This window comes from Gordonia abscondita, assembly GCF_032711245.1.
GTDB lineage: Bacteria > Actinomycetota > Actinomycetes > Mycobacteriales > Mycobacteriaceae > Gordonia.
The window spans coordinates 1,344,702-1,362,917 of record NZ_CP128986.1; the positions used below are offsets into that span (position 1 = coordinate 1,344,702).

Sequence of the window (18,216 nt, forward strand, 5' to 3'; positions counted from 1 at the left end):
TTGGGCGACGTCGAGGTCGCCTGTGATCGTCGCGGAATTCGACTATCTAGTGCGGTGATACCGATCCAGCTGATCGGGGGCACCTCTTCTAATCGGGAGGATCACTGCTTCAAAGCGCGTAAGAGTCGCACCGTGGAGTTGCCCGGTGTACGCAGGACGTGGGCACAGGTGGCAGATCATGCGCCCGTGCCGGCCCGTCGCGCAGAGAGTCGGGAAGCGTGCAACAGGTCGAACGGCTGTCCGAAAGTTTGATGGGCGATGGAGAAGTGCCTGTTCGTGGGACGTCGCATTTGAGCGGTACTGCGAACACGCCTTGGCGAACTCTCCACGGCCTCCGGCACCAGCTGGGTTCCAGGTTCCACGAAGTTTCGACGTCGCGATTAATCCTTCGATCGGCCGCACGATGCCTGGAGGTGTCGCCATGGCAGTCGTTGTGAAGCGATGCCCCCAGAAGCTGGGCACGTTGTACGTGCGTGCATCCCAGCTGAGGTCGTCGACGACGAGGCCTCCGTAGCCGAGTTCGATTTGGAATCACCACCGGCGGAGGAAACACTCTCGCGTTTCATTCAGACGCAGAGGGTTCAACGGCATACTTGAGTGAAATCGGCGACCTCTTTCGGAATTATCCTGCAATCAGTGAGTCCGGCAAGAACCTTAGGGCGGAGCACTTCCGGGCCCCACCTGTTGGCATCGATGGTGATTGCCAATCATTTCCTATTCCCGCTCCGTCGAACTTAAGCCGCCCTGAAGCCGGAATCGACGAGCGAGCTACTGGCGGAGAAGTGCTTCCCATTCACCAGACTCGTGATGCTCTAGGTAGACGGCAAGAAGATGGTTCAGGGTATCGCCTAAACGAATCCATTCGCTGCGCGGCGCGATCGAGTCATGGATCATCCAGCCTTCGTCGGGCGAATACAGAAAACGATGGTCATACCCTTGCATGTCGCCGACCACCACGTCATCGCTATGAAAACTATCGTCCTCAATCCGGAAGTCGCTCGAAAGAGCATCTGTTTGCTCGCGGCTTGTCATTGGATCATAGAAGATGATCCCTTCTGATCCTTTTGCATAAAGTAGGACGATCTCTCGCGAAATCGACCAGTGCGCGAGCAACGCCGGAGGAAGCGTTCGGCCGGACCACGCGTCGTTGATCTCACTTATTTGAGCAGGCGGCTCAACATGGGTTACTGACACATACTGAACCCCTCCAAGTTCGGTGAAACTCTCTCGAGGGTAGGTGTCGATAATTTTCAGGATCGAGCTAGGGTCGTATGCCAAAGTACCGGAACCAATCTGTGAAAAGGTAGTGTATTTCCCTGGGCAGGGGAACCAGGTTATTAAACTCATTTGTTCCCCCAAACTCGCGTGGGATGATGTGGTGAATTTCCCAACCCTCAAACAGCCTTCCTGGGCCCGGGCACCGGGTAGCCTCGCCGGATCCACTCGTTGATGAACGGGTTCCGCCAGTTTGTCGGAACAGTTGACGGCCCGGCCCGCAGGTCCGGTGCAGGAGGATGAGGGATTGGCGCGCCCGTTCTTGGATCAATGATCTGGGGGGGGTAGAGCCTACCCTCGCCGTTGCGTGGTGGATACGGCGTGTCTGGCGTGTTCGGCCACTTGACGGTCGGCAGCGGGTCGAACTCGGGAGCTCCGGGTTTCGGCTGCAACTTTCCGGTACCTGGCCATGTCGAGTCGAGGTGCGGGTTCGGTGCGGAGCTCTTTGGTGTTGGGTGCAGACCGGGGATTCCGCCGGGTGGTGGCAGTGGGTCGGGATCTGCTCCGGGGACACGCTTGGGCATCGGCCCAGGGGCGGTCCCCAACGGTGCCTGCCGGGGTTTCGGTATATGCAGCTTTTCGGCAATCTTGGGAATTGCCTTGTTGAGTCCGGGTATCTTGCCAGCGAGCTTCGAAGCACCTTTCATGGCGAGGCCGGCACCTGGGATTGGCATGAACCACCACAGGGCATCAGTGAACGCACCGCTGTCGATCTGATTGATGGGACGTTCTTGAAGCTCTCCGTCAATGTCGGCCGACCAGTACCGTCGAAAGGACCCGTCCGGAGTTACCTCGACCTTCCGATGGCCGACAATCCTGTCGTCCCAGTCTGGGTCGCGCATGATCGTTTCTTCAACACGCGTTCCATCTGGAAGAATCGTGACGTCGGTCTTTAAGTCGAAATGGCTTAGGAAGTCACCGCTACCTTGAGCCCACTCGCCTGGCAGGAAGATTGATCCGTCGGGACGGAAGTAGGCGTCGTGCCATTTTCCGTCTTCCCCAATCATTCGGCCCTTGCCAGAACCGTCGGGGGCGAACTCGCCAAACTGGATGAGACGGCCATTCTTGTCTCGGACTTCGAGGCGGTACCGGCCGCCCTCGCGCGGAATCATCGTCCACTTGTGGCCGTCCCGGTCCATCTCCCAGTTCTGCTGGCCGTCCTTCCGCGTCCCCCTAGTGAGTTGAGTTACACGCGGTATGGGTTCAAACCCTGCCACGTGGCGCTATCGAGCGTCCGCCCCTTCGCGAATGCACCCGCGGCGGCCACGTAGGAACGTTCCTACAGACATTTGCCGGGCGCAACCATACCGTCACTCGGGGCCCGTGCAAAACAACCACATCAACCGCCGGAAGGCGTTCGGCGCACGGTTGCGGGCACTTCGCACTACTGCCGGACTGACGCAGGAACGGCTAGCCGAGCGAGCAGGATTCGATCGCTCGTTCTACGTCGAAGTCGAGCACGGCAAACACTCTCTACTGCTGGATCGCGTGTTTGACCTTGCCGACGCGCTCGATGTCGACATCGTCGAACTCTTCAGTTCTCCCGAACACAACTGAGTAGGTACCGCAGCTCCTGAATGTCGCTCGTCATGAACTCCACACCACTCGCATAAGCTGTGTCGACGACGTTGGAAACTTCCGAGCGGGGCCCCGTCGCTCAGCCGCCTGAACCCTGGGACCGCAGGCGCTCAGGCAAGAAAGCCGTAACCGTTCCGTTCACTGGTCTCGCCGTGCTGACAGCGCAACGACGAAGACTACGCGCGCTGCGATGGCACCCAGCCGTGTCTCGCCAGCTCGCCGAACATGGTCCGGTAACCGTCTTCATCCAGCCGAGCAGCACGTCCACGGCGGGATCAGAAGATTACGTGTCCCGGATAGCAGATCCGCAAACACGCATTCCAAATAGAAAGAATCCCCAGTTCATAGGCTACTTGCGTAGCTCCCAAACCGGGGACCCGATTTCAAGCAAACTGCTCTGAGTGGGCGAAGGGGGACTTGAACCCCCACGTCCCGAAGGACACTGGCACCTGAAGCCAGCGCGTCTGCCATTCCGCCACTCGCCCGTGGCGTCGAGTAATCGACATATGTCCGCGTGGACTCGAAAACGATAGCACGCAGTCGGCATCGAAGGTAAATCCCACTTCTATAACTACGTTGACCTGCGGATATCATTGCAACAGTTGGCTGGCCACACCGCCGCGCAGGTGTGACGTCAGTTGCGCATGTGACGCACAAGCGGCGACGGGCTTGCCTGGCCGGTAACATCGACAAGCACGGTATGCACGCCGACACGCCAAAGACCACGGAAGGAGTCGGGACGGGTGGGATTTCTCGACCGCTTCGAGCGCAAGATCGAGTCCGCCGTCGACGGCGGTTTCGCCCGAGTCTTCGGTGGCAAAGTGGCACCCCAAGAGATAGAACAGAGCCTTCAACGCGAAGCCGAAGGCACCCTCGAAAACCTTGGCGACGGTGCGAGCCTCGTCGCCAACAGTTACGTCATAACGCTCAGTCCGTCCGACCTGGAGCACGTCTCCACGGAGTACGAACTGAACCGGAAGATCTTCTCCCGCCATTTGGAGGACTTCATCCGGGACAATGGGTGGCAGACTTATGGGCCAGTGGTCGTAGAGTTCGATCAGATACCGTCACTGCACACCGGACAGTTCCATACCGACGGCGTCGTTAACCCCGACGCCACACCACGCCCGGTCCCCGCGTCCGCCGCGGCCCCGGGACCAGCTAGTCACCGAGGAGCCCCAGCCATGACCAATCCACCCGGAAACGATCAGGGCGGCCAGTACCCCGGCTACCCGCAACAGGGCGGACAGTACCCGCAGTACGACTACGACCAGCAGCAGTACGACCCGCAGCAGGGCTACGCACCGCAACCTGGCTACGAGCAGCAGCAACAGCCGTACGACCAGCAGGGCTACGCACCGCAGCAGGGCGGCTACGACCAGCAGTACGCTGCCCCCGTCGATCCAGGGCAGCAGCAGCCTGCCTACGATTACGGCAACCAGGGCTACGGGCAGCAGCAGCCAGCGTACGACGCACCGCAGCAGCAAGGCGGATACGACCAGGGCTATGCACCGCAGCAAGGCGGATACGACCCCGGCTACGCACCGCAGCAAGGCGGCTACGAGCAGCAGGGCTACGACCAGGGATACGGGGCGCCGCAGCAGGGCTACGACCAGGGTTACGCCGCACCTCCCGCCGACCAGGGTTACGGCCAGCAGCCGGGCTACGACCAGGGCTATGCACCACAGCCCGGCTACGACCAAGGTTACGGAGCACCCGCCGACCAAGGTTACGTTCAGCAGCCCGCCTACGACCAGGGATACGCGGCTCCGGCCGGCGGCGGTTACGCGCCCGCAGGCATCACCCTCGTCCTCGAAGACGGCAGCAACCGCACGTTCGCCCTCCGGCAGGGATCGAACGTTCTCGGCCGCGGGCAAGACGCACAATTCCGTCTCCCCGACACCGGCGTCTCGCGTCGCCACGCCGAGATTCGCTGGGACGGACAGACCGCCATGCTGACCGATCTGAATTCGACGAACGGCACCACCGTCAACGACCTGCAGGTCAGCGCGTGGGAGCTCGCCAATGGCGACCGTATCCGTCTGGGACATTCCGACATCACGGTCCGTTTCCAGTAGACCGAATCCGCATAAGATGCTGTCGGGGGATCATCGCGTCCCCCGACAGTTGACTGCATCCAGGCAACCGCCCGGATGTCGATGTTCTTCGTGAGGGAGGTGACGCACAGGTGCAGGGCATCCTGTTGCAGGTGACCCGTTTCGGGTTCCTCATCTTGTTATGGCTGTTCGTCTACGCCATCATCCGCACCATGCGCAGCGACCTCTCGGCTGCCACCAGCGGTCGGATCCCCATCGGCACGAGCCGATCCGGCCGGAAGGCACGCAGCACCCGCGGACGCGGCTCCGCGAAATACCTCGTCGTCACGGCAGGCGCGCTGGCAAACACACGCATCACGCTCGGCACACAACCCGTCCTCATCGGCCGCGCCGACGACTCAACGCTCGTCCTCACCGACGACTACGCGTCCGAACGACACGCTCGACTGTCACCGCGCGGCGACGACTGGTACGTCGAAGACCTCGGCTCCACCAACGGCACCTACCTCGACCGCTCCAAAGTGACGACCGCCGTCCGCGCTCCGATCAACACACCGATCCGGGTCGGCAAGACAGTGATTGAGCTACGCCCGTGACTCTCGTGCTGCGCTACATCGCGCGAAGTGACCGCGGCCTCGTCCGGTCGAACAACGAAGACTCCGTCTATGCGGGTGCCCGCCTGCTTGCTCTCGCCGACGGAATGGGCGGCCACGCGGCAGGCGAAGTCGCCAGCCAACTCGTGATCCAAGCCCTACGCGCCCTCGACGACGACGAGCCCGGCGGCGACCTACTCGACGCCCTCGGACGCGCCACCGCGGCAGGCAATACCGCGATCGCCCACCAGGTGGAGCAAACACCCGAACTCGAAGGCATGGGCACCACGCTCACCGCCATCCTGTTCGCCGGCAGCCGCCTCGGCCTGTGCCATGTCGGCGACTCACGTGGCTACCTGCACCGCGACGGCGTCCTCACCCAGATCACACGCGACGACACATTCGTCCAAAGCCTCGTCGACGAAGGCCGCATCACCGCCGAACAGGCGCACTCCCATCCGCAACGATCCCTGATCATGCGCGCCCTCACCGGCCAAGAAGTCGAACCGACGCTCATCATGCGTGAAGCGCGCGCAGGCGACCGCTACCTGCTGTGCAGCGACGGACTCTCCGACGTCGTCAGCGAAGAAACCCTCGCCGACACTCTCGGCGGCATCGCCGACCACAAAGAATGCGCCGACCGCCTCATCGAGTTGGCGTTGCGCAGCGGCGGCCCCGACAACGTCACGGTCGTCGTCGCCGACGTCGTCGACGACCAGTACGGCGAATCACGGCCCATCCTCGGCGGCGCCGCGGGCGACGACGACCAAGACGGCTACGTCCCCGACCCGAAGACCGCAGCAGGCCGCGCAGCCGCACTGCGTCCACCGGCGCCCGCGACCGCGCGCCCGACCATCACGATGGCCGACGAACCCGTACATCGCCGACGGTGGGGCTGGCCGCTAGCCATCATCGTCGTACTCGTCGTGATCGCTGCACTCGTCACCGCGTTCTTCGTCATCCGATCCCAGGCGTTGAACAGCAACTTCGTCACCGTAAACGACGACGGTGCCGTCGAAATCCACCACGGGACACCCGACAAGCTGCTGTTCTTTGCCGTCGAATCACCCAACCAACGAGCATGCGTCAACAATCCGGACGACGAGTCGCCCGGCATCACGTTCGTCGACGCCGACAGCTCCTGCACTCCGATGCTCGTCGACGACCTCACCGAGATCAGCCGCAGCGCCGTCGAATCCCAAAGCATCAAAAACCTGTCGCTCGATGCAGCGCAAGAACGCATCCGCAACGAATTGACGTTCCTGCCGTTGTGCGCCGCCCCCGACACGCCGAAGCCTCCGGAGGACAACAAGCCTGGTGGCCACAAGCCCTCCACCACGACGCAGGCGCCCGCCCCGACCACCGACTCGGACGGCGCACGCCGCTGCCGGGAGGTCGGATGACGTCGGCTCCTGCCGGGCACGCCCCCGCGACCACACCTCCGGTGAACACCGGCCGCACCACTGAAGTGGTACTGCTCGGCTTCGCCGTTGTACTCGTCGGCGTCGCCCTGGTGATCGTCGAACTCGCACAAGGCGACCCGCTGACCTGGGAAGTTGCCAAGTTCGTCGCCGCGTTCGCCGCCCTCTGCGCCGTCGCGCACATCGCCGTCCGCTACTTCGCGCCGTACGCGGACCCGCTACTGCTGCCCGCCGTCGCGACCCTCAACGGGCTCGGACTGGTAATGATCCACCGCCTCGACCTCGGTTCGGCGCGCGCCGACGAACTCCTGAAAGAGTCCGAGCGCACCCACAACGCCGACCAGCAGCTGCTGTGGATGATCATCGCGATCGTCTTGTTCACCGTCATGCTGGCCCTCCTCCGCGATCACCGCTCGCTGTCGCGGTACGCGTACACGCTCGGTCTCGGCGGTCTGATCTTCCTCGCGATCCCAGCAATCCTGCCGTCGTCGATGTCGGAGATCAACGGTTCGAAGATCTGGATTCGCGCGGGATTCTTCAACATCCAGCCCGGCGAGTTCTCGAAGATCCTCATCATCGTCTTCACCGCATCGTTTCTGGTGTCCCGACGCGACTTGTTCACCACCGCGGGCAAACAGTTCGCCGGGATCGACTTCCCGCGTGCCCGCGATCTCGGCCCGCTGATCGCGGCGTGGGCGATCGCCGTCGGAGTCCTCGCCTTCGAATCGGATCTCGGCACCTCGCTGCTGATCTTCGTGACCGTGCTGACCATGCTCTACATCGCCAGCGGCCGCGTCAGCTGGCTGATGCTCGGACTGACCTTGTTCGCGCTCGCCGCCGTGATCGCCTACCAATTGTTCTTCCACCTGCAGATGCGGGTGGCTGTGTGGCGTGACCCGTTCGAGCAATACGACACGTACGGCTACCAGGTCGCACAGAGCCTGTTCGGGTTCGCGACAGGCGGCATGTTCGGGACCGGGCTGGGATCCGGCCGCCCCAACATCGTGCCGTTCGCCAACACTGACTTCATTCTCACCAGCTTCGGCGAAGAAGTCGGTCTCGTCGGCCTCACCGCGATCACCATGATCTACCTGATCCTCGTCGTCCGCGGACTCCGCACCGCCATCGCCGTCCGCGACAGCTTCGGGAAGCTGCTCGCGGCTGGCCTCTCGTTCACCATCGTGTTCCAGCTGTTCGTGGTGTTCGGCGGAGTGTCGAAGCTGATCCCGCTGACCGGATTGACCACGCCGTTCCTCGCGTACGGCGGATCGTCTCTGCTCGCGAACTATCTGCTGCTCGCACTGCTCATCCGCATCTCGAACGCCGCCCGCGAACCCGATGCGCCCAAACCGAAGCCGAAACGCAAGGTCGACGCGATGGCCACCCAGGTGGTGACGCGCCGATGAACAAACCCATCCAACGCGTCGCGGTCGCCGCCATCGTCCTCGTCGTCGCGCTGCTCGCCAACGCAACCTACCTGCAGGTGTTCAAAGCGGACTCGCTGCGCAGCGACACCCGCAACTCGCGCGTGCTCCTCGACGAATACTCTCGTGAGCGCGGCGTCATCGTCGCCGCCGACGGCACGGTGATCGCCCAGTCGGTCGCCACCGATAACAAGTTCAAATATCTCCGGAAGTATCCGACCAATCCAAAGGCATTCGCGCCGGTCACCGGCTACTTCTCGTTCGTGTACCGCGCCGACCGCGGCATCGAAGCCGCCGAGGACTCCGTCCTCAACGGCAACGATGATCGCCTGTTCACCCAGCGATTCATGGACATGTTCTCCGGACGCGACCCGCGCGGGGGCAACGTCGTCACAACGATCGATCCGGGACTACAACGCACCGCGTACCAAGAGCTCGCGGGCGCCGACTGCGACGGCCCGTGCCGCGGAGCCGTCGTCGCCATCGAGCCGGGCACCGGCAAGATCCTGGCGATGGCGTCGACACCGAGCTACAACCCGAACGACATCGCCACCCAAGACTTCGGCCAAGCCGAGAAGGCCTGGACATCGATGACCGACGAGTCGGCCGATTCGCCACTCGTCAATCGGGCGACCTCAGCGCTGTACCCGCCCGGGTCGACGTTCAAGGTGGTCTCGACCGCCACCGCATTGGACGCCGGGCTCGGTGCCGACACCCGACTCACCGCGGCGCCCCGCTGGCAATTGCCGGACAGCGACACGTTCCTGTCCAACGACTCCGGCTCGACATGCCCGGACTCGTCGAACGGAAGCGTCACCTTGACGCAGGCGTTCGAGCACTCCTGCAACACCGCTTTCGCGCAGCTCGTCACCGAGAAGGTCCCCGGTGACAAACCGGAGAAGTTCACGTCGACCGCGAAGTCGTTCGGCGTCGGCGAAGACCCGGCAGGCATCCCGATGCCGGTCGCGAAGAGTTCCGTCGGCGACATCGGCGACGACCTCGCCGCTCTCGGCCAGTCGGCGATCGGCCAGCGCGACGTCCGGCTCACCGTGTTGGAGAACGCGGTGATCGCGGCGACCGTCGCCAACGGTGGCTCGCGAATGCGGCCCTACCTCGTCGACAAGTTGCAGACCGCCGACCTGCGCACCATCTCGACTACGTCGCCGACAACCCTCAACCGCCCGCTGACCGCCGACCGAGCGAACATCCTGACCGACATGATGATCAAGTCGGAGCAGAGCACGGCGGGCTCGCAGCCGGGCATCGCGTCGAAGACCGGTACCGCCGAGCACTCGGACACCGCGCAGGGAGGCGAGACCCCGTACGCCTGGTACATCGCGTTCTCGCCGGGAACCAATAAACGCATCGCGGTGGCCGTCATGCTCGAGAACGGCGCACAGGGACAGAACTCCTACGGCGGCGTTGTTGCCGCCCCGATTGGACGAGCAGTGATGAACGCATATACGGGAGGTGGCCGATGAGCCTGCAGAACGGGACCATCATCGCCGACCGGTACCGCCTGGTCCGGTTGATCGCGACCGGCGGCATGGGACAAGTGTGGGAAGCCCTCGACACCCGGCTGGGACGCCGGGTGGCCGTCAAAGTCCTCAAAGCCGAATACTCGAACGACTCCGAGTTCCTCGGGCGTTTCCGTACCGAAGCGCAGACGACGGCCCGGTTGAACGACCCGGGCATCGCGAATGTCTTCGACTACGGTGAGACGCCCGACCGCAACGGCGGCGACCCACTCGCCTACCTCGTCATGGAACTCGTCGACGGTGAACCGCTCAACTCGGTGATCTCCCGGATGGGTCAGCTCGCGCTCAGCCACACCCTCGACATGCTCGAGCAGACAGGCCGCGCACTACAGGCCGCGCACACCGCTGGTCTCGTGCACCGCGACGTCAAACCCGGCAACATCCTGATCACGCCGACCGGCCAGGTCAAGATCACCGACTTCGGCATCGCGAAAGCCGTTGATTCGGCACCGGTCACGCAGACCGGCATGGTGATGGGCACCGCCCAATACATCTCACCCGAGCAGGCGATGGGCGGCGAGGCGACGGCCGCGTCGGACGTGTATGCACTCGGCGTCGTCGGCTACGAGGCGCTCACCGGACGACGACCGTTCCTCGGCGACGGTGCGATCACCGTCGCGATGAAGCACATCCAGGAGACGCCGCCGCCGTTGCCGTCGTCGATTCCGGCTCCGGTCCGCGAACTCATCGACATCACGCTCTCGAAGGATCCGGCTCAGCGGTACGCGACGGGCGGCGAGTTCGCCGACGCCGTCGCTGCCGTTCGGGCGGGCCATCGTCCGCCGCGCCCGCGCACCGCGGGCGGCGTCGCGCCGGTCGCCGCGGCGACCGGCACCCGCGCGATGACATCCCCGACTCCCGCACCAATATCGCGCCCCAGCACGGCACCGTCGACCGCTGCTGCGCCGGCGAACATCGACAACGGTGGCTGGACGACGACCCACAAGGTGTTGACAGCGGTCGCGGCGCTTCTACTCATCGCGGCGATCGGCCTGGTCGCGTGGTGGATCAGCAGCAGCCCGAAGGATCCTGTCGAACCGACGACCTCGACCCCGGTCACCGTCACTCAAACGCAGGAGCCGGAGGAACCGACCACTACGGAGGAGGAGACTACGCGCTCCACTACCGAGTCGACGACCACGTCCGACGACGAGACCACGCCAACCACGACGGACGAGGATACGACGACGGGCGAGGAGACGACCACCGGCAGCGACGGCATAGAGGTGCTGCCCGGAGTCACGATCCCGACTAGATGAGGCAGACGATGTGAGCGACTTCGATCCGCACTACCTCTCCGAGCGTTACGAACTCGGCGAGACACTCGGCTTCGGCGGCATGTCCGAAGTCCAGTACGCGCGTGACCTCCTGCTGCACCGGGACGTCGCGATCAAAGTGCTGCGCGCTGATCTAGCTCGCGATCCGTCGTTCTATCTGCGTTTCCGGCGTGAAGCCCAGAACGCAGCCAAACTGACCCACCCGTCGATCGTCCAAGTCTTCGACACCGGTGAGGCCGAGACATCCGAGGGACCACTCCCGTTCATCGTGATGGAGTACGTCGACGGCGACACACTCCGCGACATACTGCGAGCGAGCGAGTCGGGGGTCATCGCGCCCAAGCAGGCGATGACGTGGATGGCCGACGTCGCTGCCGCGATGGACTTCTCCCACCGCGCGAACATCGTCCACCGCGACATGAAACCCGCCAACGTGATGATCGACCGGACGGGCGCGGTCAAGGTGATGGACTTCGGCATCGCCCGCGCCATGGACGACACGTCGGCGACCATGACGCAGACCTCCGCCGTGATGGGCACCGCACAATACCTGTCGCCGGAGCAGGCGCGCGGCATCAAAGTGGATCCGCGCAGCGACATCTATTCGATGGGCTGCGTCCTATTCGAGCTGGTGACCGGTGAGCCGCCGTTCACCGGCGACTCTCCGATCGCCGTCGCCCACCAACACGTCCACGAGGATCCGCGCCGCCCATCGACGGTCCGGCCCGATTTGTCTCCGGAACTCGATTCGATCGTCATGCAGGCGATGAGCAAGAACCCGGCCAACCGGTACCAGACGGCAGCCGACTTCCGCTCCGACCTCATCAAGGTTCTCGCAGGCGGCAAACCGTCTGCACCGATGTTGTTGACCGACCAGGAGCAGACCGACCTCATCGAGTCGACGCGGGCGCCCGCCCGCAGCGACTCGCAGCCGTCGCGACGCGACAGCCGCCGTCACGCCGAAGTGATCGACGACGAGCCGACGCCACTCCACCGGCGCAAGCCGGTGATCGTGGCCGTCGCGCTGCTGTTGATCGCGGTCCTCGTCGGAGGCCTCTTCGCGTGGGCTCCGTGGACCAGCGAGGAGCCGTCAATCGCCGTCCCGAAAGTCGCCGGTCTCACCGCCGAAGCCGCGAAAGCCAACCTGGAACAAGCCGGCTTCAGTGTCAAAGAGCAACACGAGTCGAGCTCGGACATGACCGAAGGCCTCGCCACGCGCACAGTGCCGGGCGACGACGTCCCGACCCCCGAAGGGTCGGAAGTGACGTTGTACATCTCGACCGGCCCCCAACGATCCGGGGTGCCCGATCTCCGAGGAAAGTCCGAGAAGGACGCTCGCAAACTGCTCGAAGCACGCGGCTTCGAAACGGTGAAGACCGAGACGATCGAGTCGACGACCGCCCTCAAAGACAAGGTGGTCCGAACGACCCCGCAGACCAATGCGACGGTCGCCGTCACCAGCACCATCGTCCTGTACATCGGTACCGGCCCGAGCGAAGTGACCGTCCCCGACCTGCGCGGACAGACCGAGGACGAGGCCAAGACGGCGCTCGAACAGATGGCCTTGGACGTCGTGACCGTGCAAGCCGACTCCGATCTTCCTGAAGGCCAAGTGGTCAGCACGTCACCCAACGCTGGCACTTCCGTCCGGGTCGGCAGCACCGTCCAAGTCACGATCTCGCGCGGCAACCAGTTCACCATCCCCGACCTGCACGGCAAGACGCCAGACCAGGCACAAGACGCCCTCGTCAAGGCCGGATGGGATCCCAACACGATCAATATCACCGAACGCAAGGTGCGGCTCGGCAGCCGCGACGACGGCAGAGTCATCTCCCAGCGGCCGTCCCCGGGCAGCAAACTCCGCAAGAACGAGTCGGTGTCCGTCGTCGTCGGCAAGGAAGCATTGTTCTAAGGGGATCTCGTCCCCGCCCGACCAGCCGAAGGCGACCTAGACGCCGAGGGCTTTCGCCATATCGCTTTCGAGACGGGCGACGACGTTCTCGGAGACGTCGAAGCCGCAGACACGCAGCCAGTTCGCAAGCATCCGGTGGCCACCCTGCGTGAGGACGCTCTCCGGGTGGAATTGGACGCCATGGATCGGCAGGTCGCGATGCTTGAACGCCATGACGATGCCCGTATCGGTGGTCCCGGTGACGATCAGCTCGTCGGGGATGGTCTCGGGCGCGACAGTCAGCGAGTGGTAGCGGGTGGCGACGAACGGGTCGGGCAGTCCAGCGAGGACTCCGGTCCCGTCGTGATTCACCAGCGACGTCTTGCCGTGCAAGAGTTCCGGGGCCCGTTCGACGGTGGCGCCGAACGCTTCACCGATCGCCTGATGGCCGAGGCACACTCCGAGCAGCGGGGTACCCGCGGCTGCGGCCACTGAGATGATCGGCTCGGTGGCACCCGCACGATCAGGGGTCCCGGGTCCGGGGCTCAGCAGAATCCCGTCGAACTCGGCGACCACGGCTTCGAGGTCGTTCAGATGATCGTCGTCGTTGCGCCAAACCACGGCGTCGACTCCGAGCTGACCCAAGTATTGGACCAGGTTGTAGACGAAGCTGTCGTAGTTGTCGATGACGAGGATGCGCACCGGTAAAGGTTAGCGTTTTGGCTGCTGGCCGTGCAGCTGGGATACCGTGGTGGGTATGCCGAAGTCAAAAGTCCGGAAGAAGACCGACTACACGGTCAACAGTGCGAGCCGCACCCCGGTGAAGGTGAAAGCCGGCCCGTCGGGCGTCCTCTACCAGTCCGTCATGTTCGGCCTGATGCTCATCGGCCTCCTGTGGCTGCTCGTCTACTACTTGGGCGCCACACAGGACACCTTCGGTTCCGAAGGAAAGTTCCTGCACTGGATGTCCGAGCTGGGTCCGTGGAACATGCTGATCGGTTTCGGAATCATGGTGGTCGGTCTGCTCATGACAATGGGCTGGCGCTGACCGGGAGCGTTGTCCCCAGCGGGGGAATTACATGTGTGTAATTCATCCCCACTGTGTATAACTCCTGTGGATAACTCTGTGGAACCTACTCACAAGGAATGGGCGCCGCCGGTTTTGGCCGGTGTCGCCCTCGTCGTCGGCGGCGTCGCGTTGGCCGCTGCAGCAGTAGCGTCGTACACCGATCCGCCCGCGACGGCGTTCCTCGCCGTCGCGGCGCTCGGTCTGATCGCGGCGGGGGCAGTCATGCTCCTGCGTCGCCCGCGTCTGGCCCTCGACACAGGGCCGACCCTGACCGTCCGCACCCTGACCGGGCGGATCACATTGACGACCGACGACGTGCAACGCGTGTCGACGCTGCGGACACGCAGGCTCGCCGCGCACAGCAGACAGCTGCTCATCGACCTGCCGGACGACAAACTGTTGATCTTCGGACGCTGGGATCTAGGTACGGCCCCGGGAGCCGTCGCAGAAGAACTACGCGACGCCGGATTCCGCGTCGACGAGCGCTGACGGCCTTACAGGCTCTCGCCGAGTCCGATACCGCTGCCGATCGCAATGGCGATGACAGCGAGCGCGAAGAGGCCGTACCAGCCGACCCGGTCGACGGCGGCCTGGGTGCGCTTGGCCGGCGGCAGCACCGCGGTCGGCAACCAGATGACGGCCGCAGCCGACGCCGCGCCGAACACCAGACCGCCGAGGTGGCCGAACAGCGAGATGTTCGGCAGGCTCACCGAGAACACTATGTTGACCACGATGATGACGACCACCGTGGTGACCGGCGCCTTCAGTTTCAACAGCAGCACGAACAACGCGCCCATCAACCCGTAGATCGCACCCGACGCACCCGCGGTCAGCGTGGTGCCGTCCTGGAACGCCATGACGGCCGCACTGCCGCCGAGGAGACCGACCAGATAGATCGCCAGGTAGCGGGCGCGACCGAGGACCCGTTCGAGGTCAGCCCCGATGATGTACAGCGAAAACATGTTGATCGCCAGATGCGGCACACTCTGGTGCAGGAACCCCGACGTCAGCAGCCGCCAGTATTCGTTCTCAAATCCCGCGCCGTTGACGAGTACGCCGTGACTGTAGATCGACGACGTCACGAGGTCGCGCAGATCCGTTCCGCCCGCCTGCACCAGCACAGCGCCGAACACCAGCACATTGATGGCGATCAGCGCGTACGTGACGACCGGCTGCACGGAGCGACGGGCGAGAGTCGGCGCCGTCGCACGTTGCGCGGCGCTCGCCTGCGCCACACAGTCGACGCAATGCTGTCCGACCGAGGCCGGACGAAGGCATTCCGGACAAGCCGACCGCCCGCACCGGGTACACGAGAGCGCGGTGGGGCGGTCGGGATGCCGGTAGCAGACCTGGTTCAACAGGTGCTCCCGTGTTGTTTCAGGAGAGCTCGACGCTCTCGATGACGACGTCTTCCACCGGGCGGTCGCCCGGTGCGGTCTTGGTGGCTCCGATGGCATCGACGACGGCCTGCGACGCAGCGTCCTTGACCTCGCCGAAGATGGTGTGGCGACGGTTCAGGTGCGGCGTCGGGCCGACGGTGATGAAGAACTGCGAGCCATTGGTGCCCGGCCCGGCGTTGGCCATCGCGAGCAGGTACGGACGGTCGAACTGCAGCTCGGGGTGGAACTCGTCCTCGAACTGGTAGCCCGGGCCGCCGCGGCCGGTGCCGGTCGGGTCGCCGCCCTGGAGCATGAAGCCCGCGATGACGCGGTGGAAGATCGCCCCGTCATAGAACGGGCCGCTGGACTCGCCCTTCGCGTTCGTGGTGGAGTACTCCTTCGAGCCGTCGGCGAGGCCGACGAAGTTCGCCACGGTCTTCGGAGCGTGGTTCGGAAAGAGTTCGATGACGATGTCGCCGCGATTGGTGTGCAGGGTCGCGGTCTTGTTCTGCTCACTCACAGTGTCCATACAACCATGTCCGACCGACATCGTGCCGCCGCTGTTCGCGATGAGCGGATGTCTGCGGGGCGAGCGGCCGCACCGGTTGGCGTCTCCCGGTTTCACCTGGCAACCTGGAACAATGCGCCAGAAACTTCTCGTCGCCGTCGGCTCCGTCCTGCTGCTCCTACTGACGGCCGTCGTCATCGTGCTGCGGCGCGCGCGCACCGAACATCCGCCAGTCTCGCAGACCATTCCGCGCATCGACGCGGCGTCGTCCACTGCGGACGACGCCGGAGCAGGTAGTTTGTAGGCGTGACGACCGACGACCCCCGCCCCGACACACCGAACCCGCAAGGTTCGCCGACGCCTGCGCACCGCCCCGCGCCGCGTCCCACGGCTTCGTCGTCTCCCGGTCCCCGACCCCCGAACACGCCAGCACCGGGTCCACGTGCGCCCCAGGGGCCGCCCCCGCAGCAGCCGCCCCGCCCGGCCTCATCAACGCCTCCCGCCGCGACGCCTCCCGCTGCGGCGCCTCGCCCCACAACGCCTCCCCCCGTGACGCCGCCGCGTCCACCGAGTGCCGCCCCCGCGAATACATCCGCCTCCGAATCTCCTCGCCGCCTGGCCTATTCGGCGGTCCCCGAGCCGAGCCCGCTGTCCGGCCGCCCCCAGCCGCCCACCGGGCCGAACCCGCCTCGGCCAGCCGCGGGCCGACCGTCGGTGCCGGCGAGTCCAGCCGTGACCAGCCCCCGTCCCGAGACCGACCGCGCCGCGAAGGAGAACCCTGTGGCCGCCTCCACTGCGACCCCGCCCCGCGCTACGTCGTCGTCCGACTCGGTGAACGTCATCGCGATCGTCGCCCTCGTTTTGTCCGGCCTCGGCATCACGTCGCCGTTCGGCATCTGGCTCGGCTACCGCTCACGCAATCAGATCGACCGTGACGGCGGTATCGGCCGCGAATTCTCGTCGGCGGCGATCATCGTCGGCTGGCTGTGGATCATCTGCATCGTGCTCGGCCTCATCGCGTTCCTCTGGATCCTGATCTGAGGGGTCTCGGCTCCGCTCGACCCGCGTGAGCTCAGCTGAGATGCCGGGTAAAGAAGCGGTCGAACGCCGACCACTGCGCGGCGTCCATCTCGGTGTGCGAACCATTGCCGACAACTGTGGTGAACGGTACGCGGTTCAGTGCCAGATCAGCGGCGAGTTTGGCGTGCAGCGGCGACGGCACAGTCGTGTCCAACGTGTTGAGCAGCAGTAGGATCGGCGCGTCATATCCGCGCACCGGCACCGCCATATATCGGTTCAACGCCGACGTCATCTGCGGAGTGGTGAGTGGTCGCGACAGAAGTGAGCCGAACGCGAGGTCCTTCGGCAGCGTCGGAGTGCCGCACCTCTGGCCGACCTGGTCGACGAGCCGTCGGCCGTACGGGGTGAGATACGAGTTCACGTGGGCGCTTGGATCCGCTTGACGCAGACCCGCGAGGGTCGCGAGGAGAAATCCGTATGAGTGGTCGATCGGCGAGGGCATCGCCGGGACGTACGGGCCGAGCAGCGGCATGATCTTCTCGACATCCGACTCCGGGTCGATCGCAACGGTGCCACGGAAGTCGGTCTTCGGGCCGTAAGTCTGCTGGCGGTGCGCGGTGGCGAGCGCGGCCTGTCCGCCCTGGGAGTCGCCGGTCACCGCCCACCGGTTAGACAGCGTGCTGTCGACGGTCCGGGCGGCCGTCAGCAGGTCGATGGTCGCGGACGATTCGCTGCGCGTGTTCAGGTAGGGATGGACGCCGACGTCGTCGTGTCCGAGCCCGACATAGTCGGGTGCGACCACCGCGTACCCGTGCTCAACGAGACGAGAGATGTACCGACTCGGCTCCGCGTCGACGAAGCTCTGTCCGCCGCAACCGGTTCCGTATCCCGACGTGCCGTGCGTGTAGGCGACGACGGGCCATCCGCCCGCCGGGGCTTTACCCGGCGGGCGGACGAGGGCACCGCTGGCCCGTACGGGACGGCCACGCGGATCCTGCGTCCAGTAGTCGATGGCGCGACCGTTCTCGATGCCGCGCCAACCGTCCGGCCGCACGGTGACCGAGATAGGCGAACCGTGACCAGCGGTGTCCGCCGTGGCGATGGGTGCCGTCGGCGCTACCACCGCCGCGGCAACCACCGCTCCGACTACTCCTCGTCGAACTCTGAACACGCCACAGCCTCCTCC

General features: G+C 64.7%; 19 protein-coding genes and 1 tRNA gene. 12 read left to right on the plus strand and 8 right to left on the minus strand.

Annotation, left to right across the window (positions count from 1 at the left end):
- Positions 1-768: 768 nt before the first annotated feature.
- Genes MP11Mi_RS06305 through MP11Mi_RS06310 form a run of 3 tightly spaced genes read right to left on the minus strand, consistent with a single transcriptional unit; the run spans position 769 to position 2,492 of the window.
- Positions 769-1,347: a hypothetical protein gene (locus tag MP11Mi_RS06305; protein ID WP_420041441.1), complete on the minus strand. Its 579-nt coding sequence runs from the start codon at positions 1,345-1,347 to the stop codon at positions 769-771.
- On the minus strand, positions 1,262-1,510 hold the full coding sequence (locus tag MP11Mi_RS18350; RefSeq protein WP_420712868.1) for an HNH endonuclease signature motif containing protein: 249 nt from the start codon (positions 1,508-1,510) through the stop codon (positions 1,262-1,264). The genes MP11Mi_RS06305 and MP11Mi_RS18350 overlap by 86 nt, the downstream gene beginning before the upstream one ends.
- Positions 1,395-2,492 carry a hypothetical protein gene (locus tag MP11Mi_RS06310; protein ID WP_420041442.1) on the minus strand — a complete coding sequence of 366 codons (1,098 nt, stop codon included), beginning with the start codon at positions 2,490-2,492 and terminating at the stop codon, positions 1,395-1,397. The genes MP11Mi_RS18350 and MP11Mi_RS06310 overlap by 116 nt, the downstream gene beginning before the upstream one ends.
- Before the next feature lie 106 nt (positions 2,493-2,598).
- Between MP11Mi_RS06310 and MP11Mi_RS06315 the strand changes: the two genes are divergently transcribed.
- Positions 2,599-2,832, plus strand: coding sequence for a helix-turn-helix domain-containing protein (locus MP11Mi_RS06315; protein WP_420041443.1), 234 nt, complete (start codon positions 2,599-2,601; stop codon positions 2,830-2,832).
- Positions 2,833-3,255: 423 nt separating this feature from the next.
- Here the strand turns inward: MP11Mi_RS06315 and MP11Mi_RS06320 are convergent.
- Positions 3,256-3,338 (minus strand) — tRNA-Leu (locus tag MP11Mi_RS06320).
- A 258-nt stretch (positions 3,339-3,596) separates the two neighbouring features.
- Between MP11Mi_RS06320 and MP11Mi_RS06325 the strand changes: the two genes are divergently transcribed.
- From MP11Mi_RS06325 to pknB, 7 genes are all read left to right on the plus strand, one after another.
- On the plus strand, positions 3,597-4,931 hold the full coding sequence (locus tag MP11Mi_RS06325; protein ID WP_420041444.1) for a DUF3662 and FHA domain-containing protein: 1,335 nt from the start codon (positions 3,597-3,599) through the stop codon (positions 4,929-4,931).
- Between the two features lie 110 nt (positions 4,932-5,041).
- Positions 5,042-5,506: an FHA domain-containing protein FhaB/FipA gene (locus MP11Mi_RS06330; RefSeq protein ID WP_420041445.1), complete on the plus strand. Its 465-nt coding sequence runs from the start codon at positions 5,042-5,044 to the stop codon at positions 5,504-5,506.
- Positions 5,503-6,906, plus strand: coding sequence for a PP2C family protein-serine/threonine phosphatase (locus tag MP11Mi_RS06335; RefSeq protein ID WP_420041446.1), 1,404 nt, complete (start codon positions 5,503-5,505; stop codon positions 6,904-6,906). Before MP11Mi_RS06330 ends, MP11Mi_RS06335 begins: the two co-directional genes overlap by 4 nt.
- Complete coding sequence (locus tag MP11Mi_RS06340) at positions 6,903-8,330, plus strand: FtsW/RodA/SpoVE family cell cycle protein (protein WP_420041447.1); 1,428 nt, start codon at positions 6,903-6,905, stop codon at positions 8,328-8,330. The genes MP11Mi_RS06335 and MP11Mi_RS06340 overlap by 4 nt, the downstream gene beginning before the upstream one ends.
- The gene (locus MP11Mi_RS06345; RefSeq protein WP_420041448.1) at positions 8,327-9,829 is read left to right on the plus strand and encodes a peptidoglycan D,D-transpeptidase FtsI family protein; all 1,503 of its coding nucleotides are present in this window, start codon (positions 8,327-8,329) and stop codon (positions 9,827-9,829) included. The genes MP11Mi_RS06340 and MP11Mi_RS06345 overlap by 4 nt, the downstream gene beginning before the upstream one ends.
- Positions 9,826-11,145, plus strand: a complete 1,320-nt coding sequence (locus tag MP11Mi_RS06350; protein ID WP_420041449.1) for a serine/threonine-protein kinase — start codon at positions 9,826-9,828, stop codon at positions 11,143-11,145. Before MP11Mi_RS06345 ends, MP11Mi_RS06350 begins: the two co-directional genes overlap by 4 nt.
- Before the next feature lie 10 nt (positions 11,146-11,155).
- Entirely contained in the window at positions 11,156-13,075 is a 1,920-nt protein-coding gene (pknB, locus tag MP11Mi_RS06355; RefSeq protein WP_420041450.1) for a Stk1 family PASTA domain-containing Ser/Thr kinase, read from the plus strand.
- 36 nt (positions 13,076-13,111) lie between these two features.
- Here pknB and MP11Mi_RS06360 read toward each other — a convergent pair whose 3' ends face one another.
- A complete protein-coding gene (locus tag MP11Mi_RS06360; protein ID WP_420041451.1) occupies positions 13,112-13,756 on the minus strand; it encodes an aminodeoxychorismate/anthranilate synthase component II in 645 nt (214 codons plus the stop codon).
- Between the two features lie 55 nt (positions 13,757-13,811).
- On the opposite strand from MP11Mi_RS06360, the gene crgA reads away from it, so the two are divergent.
- Positions 13,812-14,102, plus strand: coding sequence for a cell division protein CrgA (crgA, locus tag MP11Mi_RS06365; protein WP_420041452.1), 291 nt, complete (start codon positions 13,812-13,814; stop codon positions 14,100-14,102).
- 78 nt (positions 14,103-14,180) lie between these two features.
- A complete protein-coding gene (locus tag MP11Mi_RS06370; protein WP_420041453.1) occupies positions 14,181-14,612 on the plus strand; it encodes a PH domain-containing protein in 432 nt (143 codons plus the stop codon).
- A gap of 5 nt (positions 14,613-14,617) precedes the next feature.
- On the opposite strand, the gene MP11Mi_RS06375 is transcribed toward MP11Mi_RS06370, so the two are convergent.
- Positions 14,618-15,358 (minus strand): rhomboid family intramembrane serine protease, encoded by a 741-nt coding sequence (locus tag MP11Mi_RS06375; RefSeq protein WP_420041454.1) that lies wholly within the window; start codon positions 15,356-15,358, stop codon positions 14,618-14,620.
- A gap of 142 nt (positions 15,359-15,500) precedes the next feature.
- The gene (locus MP11Mi_RS06380; protein WP_420041455.1) at positions 15,501-16,031 is read right to left on the minus strand and encodes a peptidylprolyl isomerase; all 531 of its coding nucleotides are present in this window, start codon (positions 16,029-16,031) and stop codon (positions 15,501-15,503) included.
- 112 nt (positions 16,032-16,143) lie between these two features.
- On the opposite strand from MP11Mi_RS06380, the gene MP11Mi_RS06385 reads away from it, so the two are divergent.
- The gene (locus MP11Mi_RS06385; RefSeq protein ID WP_420041456.1) at positions 16,144-16,314 is read left to right on the plus strand and encodes a hypothetical protein; all 171 of its coding nucleotides are present in this window, start codon (positions 16,144-16,146) and stop codon (positions 16,312-16,314) included.
- A 476-nt stretch (positions 16,315-16,790) separates the two neighbouring features.
- Complete coding sequence (locus tag MP11Mi_RS06390) at positions 16,791-17,051, plus strand: DUF4190 domain-containing protein (protein WP_420041457.1); 261 nt, start codon at positions 16,791-16,793, stop codon at positions 17,049-17,051.
- A gap of 31 nt (positions 17,052-17,082) precedes the next feature.
- On the opposite strand, the gene MP11Mi_RS06395 is transcribed toward MP11Mi_RS06390, so the two are convergent.
- Entirely contained in the window at positions 17,083-18,201 is a 1,119-nt protein-coding gene (locus tag MP11Mi_RS06395; RefSeq protein ID WP_420041458.1) for an alpha/beta hydrolase family protein, read from the minus strand.
- Positions 18,202-18,216 lie beyond the last annotated feature (15 nt).

Bases quoted from the DNA above. Each gene is read 5' to 3' on its own strand.
- MP11Mi_RS06345 (WP_420041448.1), top strand. From the start codon at position 8,327: ATGAACAAACCCATCCAACGCGTCGCGGTCGCCGCCATCGTCCTCGTC.
- MP11Mi_RS06350 (WP_420041449.1), top strand. From the start codon at position 9,826: ATGAGCCTGCAGAACGGGACCATCATCGCCGACCGGTACCGCCTGGTC.
- MP11Mi_RS06340 (WP_420041447.1), top strand. From the start codon at position 6,903: ATGACGTCGGCTCCTGCCGGGCACGCCCCCGCGACCACACCTCCGGTG.
- MP11Mi_RS06385 (WP_420041456.1), top strand. From the start codon at position 16,144: ATGCGCCAGAAACTTCTCGTCGCCGTCGGCTCCGTCCTGCTGCTCCTA.
- MP11Mi_RS06305 (WP_420041441.1), bottom strand. From the start codon at position 1,347: ATGAGTTTAATAACCTGGTTCCCCTGCCCAGGGAAATACACTACCTTT.
- MP11Mi_RS06380 (WP_420041455.1), bottom strand. From the start codon at position 16,031: ATGGACACTGTGAGTGAGCAGAACAAGACCGCGACCCTGCACACCAAT.
- crgA (WP_420041452.1), top strand. From the start codon at position 13,812: ATGCCGAAGTCAAAAGTCCGGAAGAAGACCGACTACACGGTCAACAGT.